The following is a 16,935-nucleotide window of genomic DNA, read 5'->3' as shown; positions in this document are numbered from 1 at the left end:
TTCCTACTGGGTGATCGCGGGTGTACGGGGGGACTCGTCGAAGGACGACCTCAGCCGCGCCATGAGCCGGGTGAGCTGGATGACCTCGTCATCGGTCCAGTCGCTAAGGCGCTCGGCGAGCATCTGCGTGGTGCACCGCGACAGCCGGTCCACCTGTGCCAGGCCGTCGGGCGTCAGGCGCAGGATGCGTGAGCGCTTGTCCGCAGGGTCGGCGGACCGTTCGATCCAGCCGCGCTCCACGATGTGGGCGACATGGCGACTGGTGACCGACATGTCCACGGCCAGCAACTCCGCGAGCTTGCTCATGCGCATGTCGCCGTGGCGGTTCAGCAACGTCAGTACGGCGGCGGAACCGGCGGGACAGTCGGACGGCAGGACCCGCCCCATCTCCCGCTTCACAGCGCCGAAGGCGCTGAACTGACGGACCAGCTCCTCGTACTGCGCCTGCTCGGCCATCACACCTCCGTCATTTGTTGCTTAGGGCAACCATAGAAGCCATTGGTTGCTACAGGCAAACAAAAGGATCGGCCGGGCCGCAAAAACTTGGCAAAGGCAAGTATTGCGACCGTAAATGTGCAGGTCGGGTGGGTCCTGTGCACCCCTGTGCAGGGCGGGAGCCCCCACTTGGGCCGAACGGGCGGATTCGCTAGGGTCTCAGGCCATGGCTAACACCCAGGGCCCCCAGGGCAACCACGACCCCGCAGGCAGCACCCAGATGTTCCGCGCGTTCGTCGACGAGGGCCCGCAGGGCGGTCGTCAGCAGCAGGCTTCCTCGAGCGGCCCCCGCATCGGCCTCATCGTCGGCGTGATCGTCGCCGTGGCGATCGTGGCGGCGGTGGCCTGGCTGGCGCTCAAGTAGGCGCTGCCGGCTTCACTTCCACCGGACGGAGACGTCCTGCGTCTCGATGTGCATGCCGAGTGGCACCCGCCAGGCCTCGACGCACACCGTCCAGCTCTTCTCCTTGCGCGCACCGGCCTTGATCGGCGCCGGGAGTTCGTGCGACGACTCGATGGTCGCCCAGTCGATGCCGAGCGCGCCGATGATGTGGGTGCCGAAGGTGACGGTGCCCGAACGCACGGCTGTGCCGCCCGAGTTGTGGAAGCCGAGCGTCACCTTCTCGCACCAGCGCTTGTCGGTGGGCTCCCGTACGGGGTCGCTCACGGTCAGCTTCGCGGGTGAGGGAGTGGTCGCGGGCGTCGAGGGCGCGGGTGAACTGGCGGGCGGGGCCGCGGGGTCGGCCGGCGTGACCGCGCGGCCGGGGGTTTCACTCGGGGGGCGGTCGGGACGGTCCGTTCCTCCGCTCCCTGCTTCCCGGGAGGCTGTCGGCTCCTGACTCCCGCCCCGATCGGGGGAGTTGCCGCCACGCTCGCCGCCGCCGCTGTTGTCGTCGCCCTCGCCGCCCTTCGGCCCGTCGAGCGGCACCAGCGTCACCTCGCCCGTCGGCGCGGCAGCCGTACCGGAGACACGGGGCGGACCGCCCGCCGCTCCTGTCGCGACGTACCCGTCACCGCCTCCGCCGCCTCCGCACGCGGCCAGAGCCCCGCCCAGGCAGACGACGGCCGCCGAAGCGCCGATCACGGCGCGCCGACGGCCAGGTGTCGAGGTCGTCCATATCCGGCGAAGCATCGGGCCATGGTGGCTGACGCTCCGTCAAATATGAAGGGCACAGCAGGGGTCAGTCGGAGATGAGGCCTTCCCGCAGCTGCGCCAGGGTCCGGGTCAGCAGCCGGGAGACGTGCATCTGGGAGATGCCGACCTCCTCGCCGATCTGCGACTGGGTCATGTTCGCGAAGAAGCGGAGCATGATGATCCGGCGCTCACGGGGAGGGAGTTTGGCCAGCAGCGGCTTGAGGGACTCGCGGTACTCGACGCCCTCGAGCGCGGTGTCCTCGTACCCGAGCCGGTCGGCCAGGGAGCCCTCGCCGCCGTCGTCCTCCGGGGCCGGGGAGTCCAGCGAGGAGGCGGTGTACGCGTTGCCGACCGCGAGGCCGTCGACGACGTCCTCCTCGGACACGCCCAGCACGGCGGCGAGTTCGGTCACCGTCGGGGAGCGGTCCAGCTTCTGGGAGAGCTCGTCGCTGGCCTTGGTGAGGGCGAGGCGCAGCTCCTGGAGCCGGCGCGGGACGCGCACCGACCACGAGGTGTCGCGGAAGAACCGCTTGATCTCGCCGACGACCGTCGGCATGGCGAACGTCGGGAACTCCACGCCCCGTTCGCAGTCGAAGCGGTCGATCGCCTTGATGAGGCCGATGGTGCCGACCTGGACGATGTCCTCCATCGGCTCGTTGCGCGAGCGGAAGCGGGCGGCCGCGTAGCGCACCAGCGGGAGGTTGAGCTCGATCAGCGTGTCCCGGACGTACGCGCGCTCGGGGCTGTGCTCGTCCAGTGCGGCGAGCCGCAGGAACAGGGAGCGGGACAGGGTGCGGGTGTCGATGTCACCCGAGGCCGGTACGGCCGGGACATCGGGTGCCGGGAGGGCCTGGGCCGGGACGGCCTCCAGAGCCGTGACGTCGTTGAGAACGGCGTCGGGCGCGGACTCGCTCTTTGTGAGCGTGAGCACCTTCGAGCTGCCCTGGTCTGCGGACATGCCACCCCCTTTGGGTCGCGGGACGGTCGTGGCGAACGCTCCGAACGAGGAACGCCAGCCTTCACCTGAATACCGGAGCCGAAGCCACGGCAAACGCGCTTCCCGAAGAATGTCACATGTCGGCAACACGCTGTAGTGACATGTCGACATGTGAGACTCGAATCCGCCCTGGATAAAGGGGGTCTGACGGTTTTTCAACAGAGAACTGTCGGGATCCGCCCTGGTGAGCGATTCGCTCGCGACGGTGACGACTCGATCCTGCTTGCGGTTACGCGTCGATCCGGTTCGCCGAACGCAGTCGCTGGAAGCTACGCGCGAGTAGCCTCGAAACGTGCATCTGGGAGACCCCGAGTTCCGCACTGATTTGCGATTGGGTGAGGTTGCTGTAGTAGCGCAGAAGCAGGATTCTCTGCTCGCGTTCGGGGAGTTGGACCAGCAGGTGCCGGACGAGGTCCCGGTGCTCCACGCCGTCCAGGGCCGGGTCCTCGTAGCCGAGCCGGTCCAGCAGTCCGGGCAGCCCGTCGCCCTCCTGCGCGGCCTCCAGCGAGGTGGCGTGGTACGAGCGTCCGGCCTCGATGCAGGACAGCACCTCGTCCTCGGTGATGCGCAGCCGCTCGGCGATCTCGGAAGTGGTGGGGGTGCGCCCGAAGGAGGTGGTGAGGTCCTCGGTCGCGCTGTTGACCTGGACCCACAGCTCGTGCAGCCGGCGCGGTACGTGGACCGTGCGGACGTTGTCCCGGAAGTACCGCTTGATCTCGCCGACGACGGTCGGCATGGCGAACGTCGGGAACTGCACGCCCCGCTCCGGGTCGAAGCGGTCGATGGCGTTGATGAGCCCGATCGTGCCGACCTGGATCACGTCCTCCATCGGCTCGTTGCGGGAGCGAAAGCGGGCGGCCGCGTAGCGCACGAGCGGGAGGTTCGCCTCGATGAGCGCCCCGCGCACGCGGTTGTGCTCCGGTGTGCCCGGCTTCAGGTCCTTGAGCTCCCCGAAGAGCACCTGGGTCAGCGCCCGGGTGTCGGCACCGCGGCTGCGGGGCGGCGGGGACGCGGGGGTGTCCTCCTGGGTCGGGGCTTGAGGCGCAGTACTGGCCGGCACGGTCAACTCCACCTCGTGATCCATCAACTCATCCGTCAAAAGCGGTCATAGCATCACAAGACAGTTCATTGTGTTCAAGTACCGCATAATCCCGTGTTGGGGATGCGGCGCTGCGCAAGACACGCGAAAGCCCCCCGCCGTTCCGGCGGAGGGCTGCTGACGTTCCGGTGGGAGCCGGGGGACCGTGGCTCAGAATTCGTAGTCGGCGATCACCCAGGTGGCGAACTCCCGCCACAGGGCGACGCCCGCCTGGTGCTCGGGGTGCTCCGCGTAGATGCGGAGGGCAGCGGTGTCCTCGAAGGCGGAGTTGATGGCGAAGTCGTAGGCGATGGGGCGGTCGCTGAAGTTCCAGCCCAGCTCCCAGTGCCGCAGCTCGGGGATCTTGCCCTCCAGTGAGCGGAAGGCCTCGACGCCCTCCACGACCCGCGGGTCGTCGCGCTCGACGCCCTCGTTGAGCTTGAAGAGGACCAGGTGGCGGATCATGAGTTCTCCCTGCGGCAGGACCTAGCTGTCGCCACCGTTGGCGATCCACGTCATGAAGTCGCCGATGGCCTGGGCGGCGTCCGATATGCCCTCGAACCCTATCTGCACGTAGTCGGCGGCCTTGGCCGGGTCCGTGATGATCACGTAGAGCGCGAAGACCACGACCACATAGACGGCGACCTTCTTCGAATTCACCGCCATCGCGGCCTCCCCTATGGCTGCTGTTTCTGGGTGTGTCTGCTGCGCCGAACGAGTCGAAAGAGCCGAAAGGGCCCCGTGTTACCGGCGGTGAGTGTAACCTTCGCGCCTCTCGGGAGATCAACAGCACGAAGGGCCCCGTCTGACGACGAGGCCCTTCTTCAGCGGTAGCGGAGGGATTTGAACCCTCGGTGACTTGCGCCACACTCGCTTTCGAGGCGAGCTCCTTCGGCCGCTCGGACACGCTACCGAGGGAGACCTTACAGCACCCCCCGCCCTGCTCTGAAATCGGTATCCGCCGAGCTCGGATCACCGATCCCGGAAGAAGTCCGTGAGCAGCCGGGCGCACTCCTCGGCGAGCACGCCCTCGATCACCTCGGGCCGGTGATTGAGCCGCCGGTCGCGCACGACGTCCCACAGGGAGCCCGCCGCGCCGGCCTTCTCGTCCCGGGCGCCGTAGACGACCCGGTCCACCCGGGACTGCACGATCGCGCCCGCGCACATAGTGCAGGGCTCCAGCGTGACGACGAGCGTGCAGCCGGGCAGCCGCCACTCGCCGACCTCGGCTGCCGCGCGCCGGATCGCCAGCACCTCGGCGTGCGCGGTCGGATCGCCGGTCGCCTCGCGCTCGTTGTGGCCGGTGCCGAGCACGGTCGTGCCGTCGGCGGACAGCACGACGGCGCCGACGGGGACGTCCCCGCCCCGGACGGCCAGTTCGGCCTCGTCCAGGGCGAGCCGCATCGCGGCCCGCCAGCGGTCGCGTACGGGGTCGGGCACTTCGGATTCCTCAGGCACCTCGGGCCCCTCGGCTACCGACCCCGGGTCGAACGAGGTCAGCGGACGGTCTCCAGCACCTCCGAGGCACCCAGCGCCTCGGCGATGGCGCCCAGCGCGTCCTCGGCGTCCAGGGCCTTCAGTTCCTTCTCGCCGACGCCGAGGTCCTCGAGGATCTCGCTGTCGCCGACAGGGCTGTGCGGGACGGCGTCCGCGCCGCCGCCCTCCTCGTCGTCATCGGAGTCGCTGTCGGGCTCCTCCGTGCCGTCGAGGTCCAGGGAGTCCAGGTCGGCGCCGTCGTCGCCGGGCTCCCTGCCGAGCAGTTCGTCGGTGAGCAGGATCTCGCCGTAGCTGCTGCGGGCAGCGGCGGCGGCGTCCGAGACGTAGATACGAGGGTCGTCCTCGCCGTCGATCCGGACGACGCCGAACCAGGCGTCCTCCTGCTCGATGAGCACCAGCACCGTGTCGTCCTCGGGCGAGGCTTCACGGGCCAGTTCGGCCAGATCCGACAGGGTTTCCACATCGTCGAGCTCTCTGTCGCTCGCTTCCCACCCGTCTTCGGTGCGCGCGAGCAGTGCGGCGAAGTACACCGTGACTCTCCCACTGGTCATAGGCGTGCCGGTTGGGGGTCCCCCCGGCGGAGGTTGGGGGCGGGGAGAGCTGTGCTCCGAGCCCACCCACTCGGAATCGTGGCAGAAACAAGGCGTTCAGGGGACGTCTTCGGCTCCCTGTGTCCGGCAGTTTTGATCGCGTCGTCCCGAGGGGGTCCGCGAGCACGTCCGTGAAGGACTCACCAGCACACTCGTTGCCGCCACGTGCGGATCGTACGCGGCTTTTCCAGGTGTCCACGCACGCCCACCGCCTCAACGCCCCCGAAGGGCGCGGATCTTCCCCGGTGCCTAGCCCTACCAGCGGAACGTCCGCATGCGCAGGGCGTGGCGCAGCCGGGCCGCCTTGGCGCGGCGTGGCTGGACGCGGTCCCGCAGCGCGCGGGCCTCGGCGAGTTCACGCAGGAACTGTGCCCGGCGGCGACGGCGCGCGGAGTCGGCTTCCTGCTGCGCGGTGTCCGCCGGGGACTCACGGTCAGGCATAGGCACACCACCCCCGGTACGTCCCTCTCACTTTCCCTCCGATGGGCGGTTTGATGCCAGCGCACGGGTTAAGTGATGGCCCTGGGGTTGCTGCGTGTGAGGACGCTGGGCACACCGGGCCCGGTTACTGTTGTGGACATGCGTCTCCACGTCGTCGACCACCCCCTGGTCGCCCACAAGCTCACCGCGCTGCGCGACCAGCGCACCGACTCCGCGACCTTCCGCCGGCTCGCCGACGAACTGGTCACCCTGCTGGCCTACGAGGCCACGCGGGACGTGCGCACCGAAGCGGTCGACATCACGACCCCGGTCACCGACACCACCGGCGTCAAGCTCTCCTACCCGCGCCCCCTCGTGGTGCCGATCCTGCGCGCCGGCCTCGGCATGCTGGACGGCATGGTCCGGCTGCTGCCGACCGCCGAGGTGGGCTTCATGGGCATGATCCGCGACGAGGAGACGCTCCAGGCCTCCACGTACGCCACGCGCATGCCCGAGGACCTCTCGGGCCGTCAGGTCTATGTCCTGGACCCGATGCTCGCCACCGGCGGCACGCTGGTCGCGGCGATCCAGGAGCTCATCAAGCGGGGCGCCGACGACGTCACGGCCGTGGTGCTGCTGGCCGCCCCCGAGGGCGTCGAGCTCATGGAGCGCGAGCTGGCGGGCACGCCGGTGACGGTCGTGACGGCCGCCGTCGACGACCACCTCAACGAGCACGGGTACATCGTGCCGGGGCTGGGGGACGCGGGGGACCGCCTGTACGGCGCCGCCGAGTAGGACGGGCGGAACGCGTTTTCGCCGTAGGGGTGCGGATGTGTGGCGGCTGCGGGCCGGTCATGGCTGGTCGCGCCCGCGCGGCGGAACCGCACGGCACGCACAGCCCCCGCCCCCTGGCGGTGTTGCTCAGCAGCCTTGCTTCGAAGCGTCGGGCGTCGGCTCGGGGTTGGCCAGTGCGGTCAGCGCCTTGTCGGCGTCCGCCTTCTTCGTGAGCTCCTTGAAGCCGTTGCCGATGATCAGGTCGACGGCCGGGCCCTTGCGCGCGGGGTCGGTGCGGCGCTCGGCGGTGCCGAGCTGGGTGCCGAGGACGGGCAGCGCGGTGTCCAGGGCCGAGGACGGGCCGAGCAGCAGCCCGGTGCCCTTGACCTTCTTGTCGTACTCCTTGGCCGCGTTGCCCACGTCGCCGATCTTGAAGCCGCGCTTCTTCAGCTCGTCCGCGGTCTGCTTGGCGAGCCCGCTGCGTGTTGTGGCGTTGAAGACGTTGACGGTGATCTTGCCCGGCTTGGGCAGCGGCGCCGCCGCACTGGCCGAGGGCGTCGCGCGGGACCCGCAGTCGGCCTTCGGACCGGCCGCGGATGCCTTTCCGCCGTCCGTGAAGACATCGATGAGCTGCAGCGTGCCCCAGCCGATCATGCCTAGTACGGCGGCCGAGGCGACGGTGAGGACGACGAGCCTGCCGCGCCGCCGAGGACGGCGCATTCGCGGGTACTTGTCCCCCTTGATCCGGTACTGGCCGCCCATGCCCGGGGGAGTCAGCATGCTCATGGGCGCAGCGTAGTGCGCCCGAGCGGCAATGCCTACTAGATGATCATTCGATCCCGCCCGGTCCTACCCGAAAGGGCCAACGAGTGACGCCAGGAGGGCGCGCCGACCCGGGTTCAGTCCAGTTCGAGGACGCGCGCGTGCAGCACCTGGCGCTGCTGCAGCGCCGCGCGCACCGCGCGGTGGAGGCCGTCCTCCAGATACAGGTCGCCCTGCCACTTCACGACGTGCGCGAAGAGGTCGCCGTAGAACGTGGAGTCCTCGGCGAGCAGGGTTTCCAGATCGAGCTGACCCTTGGTCGTCACGAGCTGATCGAGGCGGACCGGGCGCGGCGCGACGTCCGCCCACTGCCGGGTGCTTTCCCGGCCGTGGTCGGGGTACGGCCGGCCGTTTCCGATGCGCTTGAAGATCACACGGAAAGCCTACCGGTCAAGACCTTCCGGGCGCAGCCATGGCGACGCAGTGCGACGCTGGAAAAGCCGGGGCAAATGGAATGAAACGGCAAAGATCGAGACGGCGACGGCCGGAACGACGGGGAGACGGGGTGGTGCGAGGGGTTGCTCCGAACGGGGGGTACGTCGGAATTTCAGTGGGCGGAGGGCTGGCATGAGTGAGCGAGAGAGCAGGGCCAAGGGAGGTTCGGGGACCGTGTCGTCGACCGGGGCTCCCGAGGTGCGGGGCAGTGCCGCCGCGCTGCCGCGGGAGGCACTGGAGATCGCCGCCGGGTATGCCTTCGGCGGCCCCGCCCTCGATCTGGGCGCCCTGCTCTGGGACGGCCGGTGCCTGCCCGACGCGCAGGTCCGGGTGCCGTTGCCCATGCTGAACCGGCACGGCCTGGTCGCGGGCGCCACCGGCACCGGCAAGACCAAGACGCTCCAGCTGATCGCCGAGCAGCTGTCGGCGCAGGGTGTGCCGGTGTTCCTGGCGGACATCAAGGGCGACCTGTCCGGGGTCGCGGCGCCGGGGCAGCCGAACGACAAGGTGCGCTCGCGTGCCTCCGAGGTCCACCAGGAGTGGACGGCGACCGGCTTCCCCGCCGAGTTCTACGCCCTCGGTGGCATCGGCCACGGCATCCCCGTACGGGCCACGGTGACCAGCTTCGGCCCGGTCCTGCTGTCCAAGGTCCTCCAGCTCAACCAGACCCAGGAGCAGTCCCTCGGCCTGATCTTCCACTACGCCGACACCAAGGGCCTGGAGCTGGTCGACCTCAAGGACCTCAGGGCGGTCGTCGCCTTCCTCACCTCGGACGAGGGCAAGGGAGAGCTCAGGAACATCGGCGGGCTCTCGACCGCCACCGCCGGGGTGATCCTGCGGTCCCTGACCGCCTTCGAGGCGCAGGGCATGGCGGACTTCTTCGGGGAGCCGGAGTTCGACACGAGCGAGTTCCTGCGGACGGCACCGCAGGGGCGGGGCGTCGTGTCGGTCCTCGAGCTGGCCGCCGTACAGGACAGACCGCAGCTGTTCTCGACCTTCCTGATGTGGCTGCTCGCGGACCTCTTCCATGACCTGCCCGAGGTCGGGGACGCCGACAGGCCGAAGCTGGTGTTCTTCTTCGACGAGGCGCATCTGCTGTTCGACGACGCGTCCAAGGCCTTCCTGGACTCGATCACGCAGACCGTGCGTCTGATTCGCTCGAAAGGGGTCGGCGTCTTCTTCGTGACGCAGACACCGAAGGACGTCCCCGCCGATGTGCTCGGCCAGCTCGGCAACCGCATCCAGCACGCACTGCGCGCCTTCACGCCCGACGATCAGAAGGCGCTCAAGGCCACGGTGAAGACCTTCCCCAACTCGGCGTACGACCTGGAGGAGCTCCTCACCGGCCTCGGCACCGGCGAGGCCGTGGTGACGGTGCTCAGCGAGAAGGGCGCCCCGACACCGGTCGCCGCGACCCGGCTGCGGGCCCCCGAGTCGCTGATGGGGCCGGTCGGGGCCGGCGCGCTGGAGCAGGCGGTGACGGCGTCCGCGCTGTACGGGCGATATGCACAGGCTGTGGACAGGGAGTCGGCGTACGAGCGGCTCCAGTCGCGTGGCGGCAAGGGCCCGGACGAGATGCGTGAGCCGCGCGGTGGGAAGGGGCCCGACGAGATCCGCGAGGCGACGGGAGCGGCGGACCGGCGGGCCCGGCAGAAGGAGGAGTCCTCCGTCGTCGAGCAGGTCGTGGGCAGCGGCATGTTCAAGTCCCTGGCTCGGTCGGTCGGTACGCAGATCGGGCGGGAGATCTCCCGGTCGCTGTTCGGCACGGCGCGGCGGAGGCGGTGACCTGGAGAGCCCGCCTCCGCCGCGCCCGCGTCAGCCGCGCTCCCGGACCTTCGGGGGAACCTGCGGCTTGGCCTTCTTCACCTGTGGCGTCGGCGTGTTGCGTACGGCCTCGGCGCGCAGCAGGGCGCGCAGGACGGCGTAGTGGTCGGTGGGCATGACTGTGCTCCTTGCGTCGTACTGACGGACCTCGTGGCTGGGGTCTGTCAGCAGCGCAGGACCACGGTGCGCAGGATGTGCGGGACGTACGGCTGCCCGGGCGGTGCGCAGGACCGAGGGGCCGGTGGGGCGCCGGGCGCCGGCCTCGGGGGCGGGGCCGGACGCCTCCGTACGGCGTTGCGCCGGTCGGCACGGGCCGCCGGCCGCAGGGCCGTGTCGAGGGCGTCGTGCTCGGCGACCTCGCTGGAGACGCCGGCCGTGACGGGCAGGGCGTGTGCCTGGGCGTGCGCGCCCGGCACCAGCAACGCGAGCAGCAGCACGAGGACCCGCAGCCAGGCCCGGCTGCGCAAGTGGCGTCGTGCGGTACTCGCGGTACTCACGGAAGGTCATCTCCCCGCCCGCCGTACGGCGTTCATCCCGTCCGGCGTGAGAACCGCCCGCACGGCGTAGGGGGCAGGGGTGGGTATCACTGTGCGTGTCACAGTTCGCGCGGCACCTGACGGGCCGTCCCGCGCAGCCGCAGCGCGATGACGATCTCGACGAGGCCCACCGCCATGAGCCAGCAGCCGGCGAGCACCATCAGCACGGTGAGCGACTCGACCGGCGAGACGATCAGTACGATCCCGGCGAGGAAGGTGACGATCCCGAGGAGGATCTGCCAGCCGCGGGCCGGCACGGACTGGTCGGAGGCGGCGGCCAGGGTCTGGGCGACGCCGCGGAAGAGCCAGCCGATGCCGATCCACAGGGCGAGCAGCAGGACCGACTGCATCGGGCCGCGGAAGCAGAACAGGCCGAGCAGGATCGACACGGCGCCGCTGACGAAGGCCAGCACCCGCAGCGAGGTCGTGCGGTGGGTGCCGAAAGCGGCGACCAGCTGGAAGACGCCGCTGATCAGGAGGTAGAGGCCGAAGAGGATCCCGGCGATCCGGAGCGAGGCGTCCGGCCAGACCAGGACGAAGACGCCCAGGACCAGGGAGGCGACGCCGGTGACCAGGACGACCTGCCAGGCGGCCCGGGACAGGGCGTGCAGGGGGCCCTCGAAGGGCGGCTCGGGCTCATGGGACGTCCCCGGTGCGTGGCCGGAGTGCACACGACGGTCGTCGTAGTCACGGCTCCACGGGGACCCGTTCGGGGCCTCGGTCATGCTCCATGCTGGGAACGGGGCCGTCCGGTCCGCCAGGCGGGACGGGCCAGTCGAATGACGCCTACTTGCGTGCGGCCTTGGCCGCCTTCGCCGCCGCCTTCATCTCCTGCTTGTGCGCCCGCACCTTGGTCAGAGAGTCGGGCCCCGTGATGTCGGCGACGGAACGGAACGACCGCGGTTCGCCGTAGGCGCCCGCGGCCTCCTCCCAGCCGGTGGGGCGTACCCCCAGTTGCTTGCCGAGGAGGGCGAGGAAGATCTGGGCCTTCTGCTTGCCGAAGCCGGGCAGGTCCTCCAGGCGGCGCAGCAGTTCGCGTCCGTCGGCGACGCCCTTCCAGACCAGCTCGGCCTCGCCGTCGTAGTGCTCGACGAGGTACTGGCACAGCTGCTGGATCCGCTTGGCCATGGACCCCGGGTAGCGGTGCACGGCCGGCTTCTCGGACAGCAGGGCCACGAAGGCGTCCGGGTCCTGGGCCGCGATGTCGTGCGCGTCGAGGTCGTCCGCGCCGAGCCGGTCCGCGATCGTGCGGGGGCCCTTGAACGCCCACTCCATCGGGACCTGCTGGTCCAGCAGCATGCCGACCAGCGCGGCGAGCGGGCTGCGGCCGAGGAGTGCGTCGGCCTCGGGGTCCTGGGCGAGATGCAGGGTGACGTCCATGACCCCGATCATCCCGCGCGTGCCGTCCGCACGCGCGCGGGGGCAGGGACGCGCAAGGGGTCCGCGTCCCTGCCCGGTCAGGGGCGCCAATACCCCAGCGCGTTCACCCGCTGCTTCGGCAGGCCCAGCTCCCTGCGGACGTAGGAGGTCAGGGCGCGGGTCGTCGCCGTGTCGCAGGCGATCCAGACGTACGGCTCCGCAGTGCTCTTGAGGAGGTCGGGCAGGGCCTCCTTCACCTGGGTGACCAGGTGGGCCCCGGCGTCGCGCCTGGGCAGCGTCCGAACGTCGTGGCGGGACTCGGCCGTCCGGAAGGGCAGGCCGTCCCGCTCGCCCTCGAACCACACCGTCGCGGGTGCCGAGTCCAGGGTGGTGAGGAGGGAGTTGAGGGCGGGGAGGGAGGCCGTGTCCGCGATGGCGAAGACGTGGGAGGGCGCCGGGTCGGGGTGGGCGAAGCCCGTGCCGTGGACGGTCGCCTCGATCGTGTCCCCGGGCTTCGCCGCCCGCGCCCAGTCGCTCGCGCACCCCTCGTGCAGGGCGAACTCCAGGCTGAAGGTGCCGGCCGCCGGATCCGCGTCGACCAGGGTGTACGCCCGCTGGTGGGGCTTGCCCGCGTTGTCGAACCACAGGCGGACCCACATCGTGGGGTGGACGCCGGTCACCGCGAGCATGCCGCCGTCGGTGAGGTGGACACGGCGGTACAGCGGCGTGACGTCCTCGGCGCCCGTCACCGTGAAGACGAAGTCCTTGGCGCGCAGCAGCTTCAGGACCGCGCCCTCCCAGCCGTGCCCCTGTCCCATGGTGTCTTCACCCTTCGCGTACGATTCCCGCACCAATAACTTAGGGAAGCCTAACCTAAAGCAAAGGAGGGGCACAGGTGACCGGCGAGATCTTCCGTGATGCCTGGGGCATACCGCATCTCCGCGCCGACGGAGCGAGAGAACTCGCCCGGGTACAGGGCCGGGTCACCGCCCTCGACCGGGCCTGGCAGCTGGAGGTGGAGCGGCACCGGTCCCAGGGCACCTCCGCGTCCTTCCTCGGCGCCGAGGCCCTGCCCTGGGACCGCTTCGTCAGACGGGCCCGCCTCGACGACACGGCGAGACGTTGTTTCGAAGCGTTGGAGAGACAGGACCCGCAGACGTCGGGGTGGGTGCGGGCGTACGTCGACGGGGTCAACGAGAGTCTGGCCGAAGGCGCCCGCCGCAGCCCGGAGTTCGCGCAGGCCGGGCTCGCCCCAGGCCGCTGGGAACCCTGGACCCCGCTCGGCGTCTGGCTCGGCATCCACATCCTCTTCGCGGGCTTCCCGGCCAAGCTCTGGCGTGAGCAGGTCGTCCGGCATCTCGGCGCCGACGCGGTCGGGCTGTTCGCCGCCGACGGGCCCGCCACCTCCGGCAGCAACGGCTGGCTGGTGAGCGGCGACCGGACCGTCACCGGGCACGCGATCATCGCCGGTGACCCGCACCGCTTCATCGAGGAGCCCGGGGTCTACCAGCAGATCCACCTCTCCTGCCCCGAGTTCGACGTCATCGGCCTCGCCGTCCCCGGCGTCCCCGGCATCGCCCACTTCGGCCACACCGGCGCGGTCGCCTGGGCCATCACCAACGCCATGGCCGACTACCAGGACCTGTACCGGGAGCGGCTGCGGCGGACCGGGGCGGGTGTGGAGGCCCTGGACCCGGACGGGGTCTGGCGGCGGGCCGTCCGGCACACCGAGGTGGTGGAGGTCGCGGGGGAGGAGCCGGTCGAGATCGAGGTGATCGAGACGGAGCGGGGGCCGGTGATCATCGGGGGGCCGGAAGGGTTGCCCGAGGGGCTGCCGGAGGGGCTGTCCGAGGGGCTGCAGGAAGGGGCGCCCGAGGAGTTGCAGGAAGGTTTCTCCACTGGGCATGCCGTGGCCGAGGGCCCCCTAGCCGTCACCCTCCGCTACCCGCCCCGCGTCACCGCCGACCTCGGCTTCAGTGCCCTCCTCCCGCTCCTCCGGGCGCGCAGCGTCGCCGACGTCGACCGGGCCGTCGACCTGTGGGCCGAGCCCGTCAATGTCGTCCAGGCCGCCGACACCGAGGGCGGCCTGCTGCACCGCGTCGCCGGGAAGGTGCCGGTGCGCTCCGAGGCCAACCGCACCCGGCTCGTGCCCGCCTGGCAGCCCGGCCACGACTGGCGCGGCTGGCACGACACGCCCCGCGGCGGCCTCACCGACGGCGTCGCCGCCATGGCCAACCAGCGGGGCATCGCCGCACCCCTGGGCGTCGAGTTCGCCCCGCCCCATCGCGCCGACCGCATCACGGCCCTGCTGGGGGAGAAGGACCACTGGTCGGCGGCGGACATGCCGGCGATCCACATGGACACCCAACTCGCCTCCGCCGAACCCTTGCTGGAGATGCTGCGGGCCGTCGGCGCCCTCACCCCCGAAGCCGACCGCATCCGCCGGACCCTCCTCGCCTGGGACCGCCGCATGGACGCGGACAGCGCGGCCGCGGCCGGGTACGCCGCGGTGCGCAGTGCGGTCGTACGGCGACTCGCGGCGCACCCGGCCTTCGCCGCACTGTCCACCCCGCCCGCCTATCCGCAGGTCCTGCTCCCCTGGCTGGCCCTGCTCCCGCGCGTCGGCTTCGCCCTGGAACACCTGCTGCGCGCCGAGGAGTTGTACGGCATCGACCGCGCCGGGATCGTCCGCGAGGCGGTCGAGGAGGTGGCCGCCGCGAGGGCCGGGCAGCCCACCGGCACTTGGGGCGACACCCACCGCCTCGCCCCCTGGCGGGCGCTCGCCACCGCTCCGTACGACGGACCCGGCCTGTCCGGCGACCACGACTGCGTGCTGTGCACCTCCGCCGTACCCGGCCTCACCGACCTGAGCGCGCGCGGCCCCGCCGCCCGCTACGTCTGGGACCTGGCCGACCGCGAGGCCGGCCTCTGGGTGGTCCCGCTCGGCGCGTCCGGCATCCCGGCCTCACCCCACCACCGCGACCAGCTCCCCCTGTGGGCCGGGGGAGATCTGGTCCCGGTCGTCACCGATTTCACCGAGCTGGAGAAGGAGTCCGATGTCTGACCTGCCCGCCGCCGTGACGGAACCCGTCCGCGAAGCAGTTCACGAACAGGCCGTCGAAGGCTTCGGCACCGTCCGGGTGCTGCGCCTGGACCCGAAGGCCGACGCCGAGGTCGTCCACGGCTGGGTCAGCCAGGAACGCGCCGCCTTCTGGGGCATGAACGGCCTGACCCTGGACCAGGTGGCCGGGATCTACGCCCACATGGACACCCTCGACACCCACCATGCCTTCCTCGTCGTACGGGACACCGAACCGGTCGCGCTCCTGCAGACGTACGACCCGGAGGCCGACCGTGTCAGCGAGTGCTACGACGTCCGCCCCGGCGACATCGGTATCCATCTACTGCTCGCCCCCGCCGGCCCGGAGGGCGGACAGCCGGGCTGGACGGCGGTTCTCCTGAGCGTCATGACGTCGTACGTCTTCGGCGTGCTGGGCCGGCAGCGGGTCGTGGTGGACCCCGATGTGCGCAACGAGAAGGCCATCGCCCGCTTCCTCAGGCAGGGCTTCACGGCCGGCCCGGCGGTCGTGCTGCCGGAGGTCGACCTCCCGGACGTGTACATCCCGGAGAAGAAGGCCCAACTCGCCTTCCTGGCGAGGGAGGTAGCCTTCCGGGCGTGACCCCCGAAGACCTTGTCGCGCACTACTCGCTGGAGCCGATCCCGCGTGAGGGCGGGCTGTTCCGGCGGACCTGGGCGGGGCCGGAGCTGCCCGACGGGCGGCCGCAGGGGACCGCGATAGTCGTCCTGCTCACCGCGGACGACTTCTCGGCCCTGCACCGCCTGCCGTCCGACGAGGTCTGGCACTTCTACCTGGGCGACCCGCTCGAAATGCTGTTCCTCGCCCCCGACGGCACGTCCCGCACCGTCGTGCTCGGCCCCGACGTCCTAGGGGGTCAGCACATCCAGCTCACCGTTCCCGCCGGAACCTGGATGGGCGCGCGGGTGGTGGAAGGCGGGTCCTGGGCCTTCTTCGGCTGCACGATGGCGCCGGGCTTCACCTACGAGGGCTACGAGCACGGCGACCTGGCGGAGCTGACGGCGCGGTATCCCGCCGAGGCCGACCGTATCCGGGCACTGTGCCGCCCATGAGCGGACGCGGACTCCTAGAAGGACAGGTCGCCCTGGTCACGGGCGCGGGCGGCGGCATCGGGCGCGGGATCGCGACGCGGTTCGCCCAGGAGGGGGCGGCGGTCGTGCTGCACTGCCGTACGGCGGTGGAGGCGGCGGGTGACGTGGCGTCCCGGATCCGGGAGTCGGGTGGCCGGGCGCTCGTGCTGCGGGCCGACCTGGCGCACGAGCAGGAGTGCCGGCGGGTGGTGGCCGAGGCCGCCGCGTGGGGTGACGGGCGGCTGAACGCGCTGGTCAACAACGCGGGCGTACAACCGACACGGGAGCTGCCCGGCATGACGGTGGCGGAGTGGCGGGCGGTCGTGGACACCAATTTGTCGAGTGTGTTCGCGTGTACGCAGGCCGCGGCCGAGGTGATGCGGGAACAGGAGGGCGGCGGTTCGGTGACCCACATCGCGTCCATCGAGGCGACGCGGCCGGCGCCCCTGCACGCCCACTACGCCTCGTCCAAGGCGGCCGTGGTGATGCATGCCCGGTCGGCCGCGCTGGAGTACGGCCCCTTCGGGATCCGCGTGAACTCGGTCTCTCCCGGGCTGATCCACCGGGAAGGGCTGGAGGAGGCGTGGCCGGAGGGAGTGCGGCGCTGGGAGCGGGCGGCTCCGACCGGGCGACTGGGGCGTCCGGAGGACGTGGGGGACGCGTGTGTGTTCCTGGCGTCCGGGCTGGCGTCCTGGGTCACCGGGCATGACCTGGTGGTGGACGGTGGGGTGTCGGCTCGGCCGACGTGGTGAGGAGACGCCCGGCGGACCGTCTCTCGCAGGGCGTCGCGGTGACGTCTGCTCGT

23 protein-coding genes and 1 tRNA gene are annotated in these 16,935 nt (G+C 70.9%); 7 read left to right on the top strand and 17 right to left on the bottom strand.

Features of this window, described 5'->3' with window-relative positions:
• Positions 1-3: 3 nt before the first annotated feature.
• Entirely contained in the window at positions 4-456 is a 453-nt protein-coding gene (locus ACWGDB_RS05150) for a MarR family winged helix-turn-helix transcriptional regulator (RefSeq protein ID WP_453821157.1), read from the bottom strand.
• 205 nt (positions 457-661) lie between these two features.
• Here ACWGDB_RS05150 and ACWGDB_RS05145 point away from each other — a divergent pair, with 205 nt between their 5' ends.
• Positions 662-859: a hypothetical protein gene (locus ACWGDB_RS05145; RefSeq protein WP_383608085.1), complete on the top strand. Its 198-nt coding sequence runs from the start codon at positions 662-664 to the stop codon at positions 857-859.
• A gap of 12 nt (positions 860-871) precedes the next feature.
• On the opposite strand, the gene ACWGDB_RS05140 is transcribed toward ACWGDB_RS05145, so the two are convergent.
• The 9 genes from ACWGDB_RS05140 to ACWGDB_RS05100 form a co-directional block, all read right to left on the bottom strand.
• Positions 872-1,627: a hypothetical protein gene (locus ACWGDB_RS05140; protein WP_453821156.1), complete on the bottom strand. Its 756-nt coding sequence runs from the start codon at positions 1,625-1,627 to the stop codon at positions 872-874.
• A 49-nt stretch (positions 1,628-1,676) separates the two neighbouring features.
• Positions 1,677-2,588, bottom strand: a complete 912-nt coding sequence (locus ACWGDB_RS05135) for an RNA polymerase sigma factor SigF (RefSeq protein ID WP_453821155.1) — start codon at positions 2,586-2,588, stop codon at positions 1,677-1,679.
• Positions 2,589-2,856: 268 nt separating this feature from the next.
• On the bottom strand, positions 2,857-3,711 hold the full coding sequence (locus tag ACWGDB_RS05130; RefSeq protein ID WP_328880636.1) for an RNA polymerase sigma factor SigF: 855 nt from the start codon (positions 3,709-3,711) through the stop codon (positions 2,857-2,859).
• 165 nt (positions 3,712-3,876) lie between these two features.
• Complete coding sequence (locus tag ACWGDB_RS05125; RefSeq protein WP_383608080.1) at positions 3,877-4,170, bottom strand: Dabb family protein; 294 nt, start codon at positions 4,168-4,170, stop codon at positions 3,877-3,879.
• Between the two features lie 21 nt (positions 4,171-4,191).
• Positions 4,192-4,371: a hypothetical protein gene (locus ACWGDB_RS05120; RefSeq protein WP_328880638.1), complete on the bottom strand. Its 180-nt coding sequence runs from the start codon at positions 4,369-4,371 to the stop codon at positions 4,192-4,194.
• A 162-nt stretch (positions 4,372-4,533) separates the two neighbouring features.
• A tRNA-Ser gene (locus ACWGDB_RS05115) sits at positions 4,534-4,618 on the bottom strand.
• A gap of 59 nt (positions 4,619-4,677) precedes the next feature.
• Positions 4,678-5,109 (bottom strand): tRNA adenosine(34) deaminase TadA, encoded by a 432-nt coding sequence (gene tadA, locus ACWGDB_RS05110; RefSeq protein ID WP_453821354.1) that lies wholly within the window; start codon positions 5,107-5,109, stop codon positions 4,678-4,680.
• Between the two features lie 92 nt (positions 5,110-5,201).
• The gene (locus ACWGDB_RS05105; RefSeq protein WP_453821353.1) at positions 5,202-5,732 is read right to left on the bottom strand and encodes a tRNA adenosine deaminase-associated protein; all 531 of its coding nucleotides are present in this window, start codon (positions 5,730-5,732) and stop codon (positions 5,202-5,204) included.
• Positions 5,733-6,047: 315 nt separating this feature from the next.
• The gene (locus ACWGDB_RS05100; RefSeq protein WP_383608076.1) at positions 6,048-6,233 is read right to left on the bottom strand and encodes a hypothetical protein; all 186 of its coding nucleotides are present in this window, start codon (positions 6,231-6,233) and stop codon (positions 6,048-6,050) included.
• Between the two features lie 138 nt (positions 6,234-6,371).
• Between ACWGDB_RS05100 and upp the strand changes: the two genes are divergently transcribed.
• Positions 6,372-7,007 carry a uracil phosphoribosyltransferase gene (gene upp, locus ACWGDB_RS05095; RefSeq protein WP_453821154.1) on the top strand — a complete coding sequence of 212 codons (636 nt, stop codon included), beginning with the start codon at positions 6,372-6,374 and terminating at the stop codon, positions 7,005-7,007.
• A 126-nt stretch (positions 7,008-7,133) separates the two neighbouring features.
• Here upp and ACWGDB_RS05090 read toward each other — a convergent pair whose 3' ends face one another.
• Positions 7,134-7,748, bottom strand: coding sequence for a LytR C-terminal domain-containing protein (locus ACWGDB_RS05090; protein WP_427843915.1), 615 nt, complete (start codon positions 7,746-7,748; stop codon positions 7,134-7,136).
• A gap of 137 nt (positions 7,749-7,885) precedes the next feature.
• Positions 7,886-8,182, bottom strand: a complete 297-nt coding sequence (locus ACWGDB_RS05085) for a type II toxin-antitoxin system VapB family antitoxin (RefSeq protein WP_003999914.1) — start codon at positions 8,180-8,182, stop codon at positions 7,886-7,888.
• Between the two features lie 193 nt (positions 8,183-8,375).
• Between ACWGDB_RS05085 and ACWGDB_RS05080 the strand changes: the two genes are divergently transcribed.
• Complete coding sequence (locus tag ACWGDB_RS05080; RefSeq protein WP_453821153.1) at positions 8,376-10,028, top strand: helicase HerA-like domain-containing protein; 1,653 nt, start codon at positions 8,376-8,378, stop codon at positions 10,026-10,028.
• Positions 10,029-10,058: 30 nt separating this feature from the next.
• On the opposite strand, the gene ACWGDB_RS05075 is transcribed toward ACWGDB_RS05080, so the two are convergent.
• From ACWGDB_RS05075 to ACWGDB_RS05055, 5 genes are all read right to left on the bottom strand, one after another.
• Positions 10,059-10,184 (bottom strand): hypothetical protein, encoded by a 126-nt coding sequence (locus ACWGDB_RS05075; protein ID WP_453821152.1) that lies wholly within the window; start codon positions 10,182-10,184, stop codon positions 10,059-10,061.
• A 47-nt stretch (positions 10,185-10,231) separates the two neighbouring features.
• Entirely contained in the window at positions 10,232-10,564 is a 333-nt protein-coding gene (locus ACWGDB_RS05070; protein WP_453821151.1) for a hypothetical protein, read from the bottom strand.
• Between the two features lie 98 nt (positions 10,565-10,662).
• Positions 10,663-11,328 carry an HdeD family acid-resistance protein gene (locus ACWGDB_RS05065; RefSeq protein WP_453821150.1) on the bottom strand — a complete coding sequence of 222 codons (666 nt, stop codon included), beginning with the start codon at positions 11,326-11,328 and terminating at the stop codon, positions 10,663-10,665.
• Between the two features lie 61 nt (positions 11,329-11,389).
• Entirely contained in the window at positions 11,390-11,983 is a 594-nt protein-coding gene (locus ACWGDB_RS05060) for an HhH-GPD-type base excision DNA repair protein (protein WP_453821149.1), read from the bottom strand.
• A gap of 77 nt (positions 11,984-12,060) precedes the next feature.
• Positions 12,061-12,780 (bottom strand): siderophore-interacting protein, encoded by a 720-nt coding sequence (locus tag ACWGDB_RS05055; RefSeq protein WP_453821148.1) that lies wholly within the window; start codon positions 12,778-12,780, stop codon positions 12,061-12,063.
• A gap of 77 nt (positions 12,781-12,857) precedes the next feature.
• On the opposite strand from ACWGDB_RS05055, the gene ACWGDB_RS05050 reads away from it, so the two are divergent.
• Genes ACWGDB_RS05050 through ACWGDB_RS05035 form a run of 4 tightly spaced genes read left to right on the top strand, consistent with a single transcriptional unit; the run spans position 12,858 to position 16,882 of the window.
• A complete protein-coding gene (locus ACWGDB_RS05050; RefSeq protein WP_453821147.1) occupies positions 12,858-15,026 on the top strand; it encodes a penicillin acylase family protein in 2,169 nt (722 codons plus the stop codon).
• Positions 15,019-15,642 (top strand): GNAT family N-acetyltransferase, encoded by a 624-nt coding sequence (locus tag ACWGDB_RS05045; protein ID WP_453821146.1) that lies wholly within the window; start codon positions 15,019-15,021, stop codon positions 15,640-15,642. The genes ACWGDB_RS05050 and ACWGDB_RS05045 overlap by 8 nt, the downstream gene beginning before the upstream one ends.
• The gene (locus ACWGDB_RS05040) at positions 15,639-16,112 is read left to right on the top strand and encodes a cupin domain-containing protein (protein WP_453821145.1); all 474 of its coding nucleotides are present in this window, start codon (positions 15,639-15,641) and stop codon (positions 16,110-16,112) included. Before ACWGDB_RS05045 ends, ACWGDB_RS05040 begins: the two co-directional genes overlap by 4 nt.
• A complete protein-coding gene (locus ACWGDB_RS05035; RefSeq protein ID WP_453821144.1) occupies positions 16,109-16,882 on the top strand; it encodes an SDR family NAD(P)-dependent oxidoreductase in 774 nt (257 codons plus the stop codon). The genes ACWGDB_RS05040 and ACWGDB_RS05035 overlap by 4 nt, the downstream gene beginning before the upstream one ends.
• Positions 16,883-16,935 lie beyond the last annotated feature (53 nt).

Source organism: Streptomyces sp. NPDC055013, assembly GCF_053608645.1.
The sequence above is the reverse complement of the archived record's forward strand: the minus strand, read 5'-3'. Positions and strand labels throughout refer to the sequence as shown.

What these genes read in the sequence shown, in the direction of transcription:
- ACWGDB_RS05080 (WP_453821153.1), top strand. Translation starts at nt 8,376, where the DNA reads ATGAGTGAGCGAGAGAGCAGGGCCAAGGGAGGTTCGGGGACCGTGTCG.
- upp (WP_453821154.1), top strand. Translation starts at nt 6,372, where the DNA reads ATGCGTCTCCACGTCGTCGACCACCCCCTGGTCGCCCACAAGCTCACC.
- ACWGDB_RS05140 (WP_453821156.1), bottom strand. Translation starts at nt 1,627, where the DNA reads ATGCTTCGCCGGATATGGACGACCTCGACACCTGGCCGTCGGCGCGCC.
- ACWGDB_RS05145 (WP_383608085.1), top strand. Translation starts at nt 662, where the DNA reads ATGGCTAACACCCAGGGCCCCCAGGGCAACCACGACCCCGCAGGCAGC.
- ACWGDB_RS05065 (WP_453821150.1), bottom strand. Translation starts at nt 11,328, where the DNA reads ATGACCGAGGCCCCGAACGGGTCCCCGTGGAGCCGTGACTACGACGAC.
- ACWGDB_RS05035 (WP_453821144.1), top strand. Translation starts at nt 16,109, where the DNA reads ATGAGCGGACGCGGACTCCTAGAAGGACAGGTCGCCCTGGTCACGGGC.
- ACWGDB_RS05075 (WP_453821152.1), bottom strand. Translation starts at nt 10,184, where the DNA reads ATGCCCACCGACCACTACGCCGTCCTGCGCGCCCTGCTGCGCGCCGAG.
- ACWGDB_RS05135 (WP_453821155.1), bottom strand. Translation starts at nt 2,588, where the DNA reads ATGTCCGCAGACCAGGGCAGCTCGAAGGTGCTCACGCTCACAAAGAGC.
- ACWGDB_RS05130 (WP_328880636.1), bottom strand. Translation starts at nt 3,711, where the DNA reads ATGGATCACGAGGTGGAGTTGACCGTGCCGGCCAGTACTGCGCCTCAA.
- ACWGDB_RS05100 (WP_383608076.1), bottom strand. Translation starts at nt 6,233, where the DNA reads ATGCCTGACCGTGAGTCCCCGGCGGACACCGCGCAGCAGGAAGCCGAC.
- ACWGDB_RS05060 (WP_453821149.1), bottom strand. Translation starts at nt 11,983, where the DNA reads ATGGACGTCACCCTGCATCTCGCCCAGGACCCCGAGGCCGACGCACTC.
- ACWGDB_RS05125 (WP_383608080.1), bottom strand. Translation starts at nt 4,170, where the DNA reads ATGATCCGCCACCTGGTCCTCTTCAAGCTCAACGAGGGCGTCGAGCGC.
- tadA (WP_453821354.1), bottom strand. Translation starts at nt 5,109, where the DNA reads ATGCGGCTCGCCCTGGACGAGGCCGAACTGGCCGTCCGGGGCGGGGAC.
- ACWGDB_RS05120 (WP_328880638.1), bottom strand. Translation starts at nt 4,371, where the DNA reads ATGGCGGTGAATTCGAAGAAGGTCGCCGTCTATGTGGTCGTGGTCTTC.
- ACWGDB_RS05090 (WP_427843915.1), bottom strand. Translation starts at nt 7,748, where the DNA reads ATGGGCGGCCAGTACCGGATCAAGGGGGACAAGTACCCGCGAATGCGC.
- ACWGDB_RS05055 (WP_453821148.1), bottom strand. Translation starts at nt 12,780, where the DNA reads ATGGGACAGGGGCACGGCTGGGAGGGCGCGGTCCTGAAGCTGCTGCGC.
- ACWGDB_RS05150 (WP_453821157.1), bottom strand. Translation starts at nt 456, where the DNA reads ATGGCCGAGCAGGCGCAGTACGAGGAGCTGGTCCGTCAGTTCAGCGCC.
- ACWGDB_RS05045 (WP_453821146.1), top strand. Translation starts at nt 15,019, where the DNA reads ATGTCTGACCTGCCCGCCGCCGTGACGGAACCCGTCCGCGAAGCAGTT.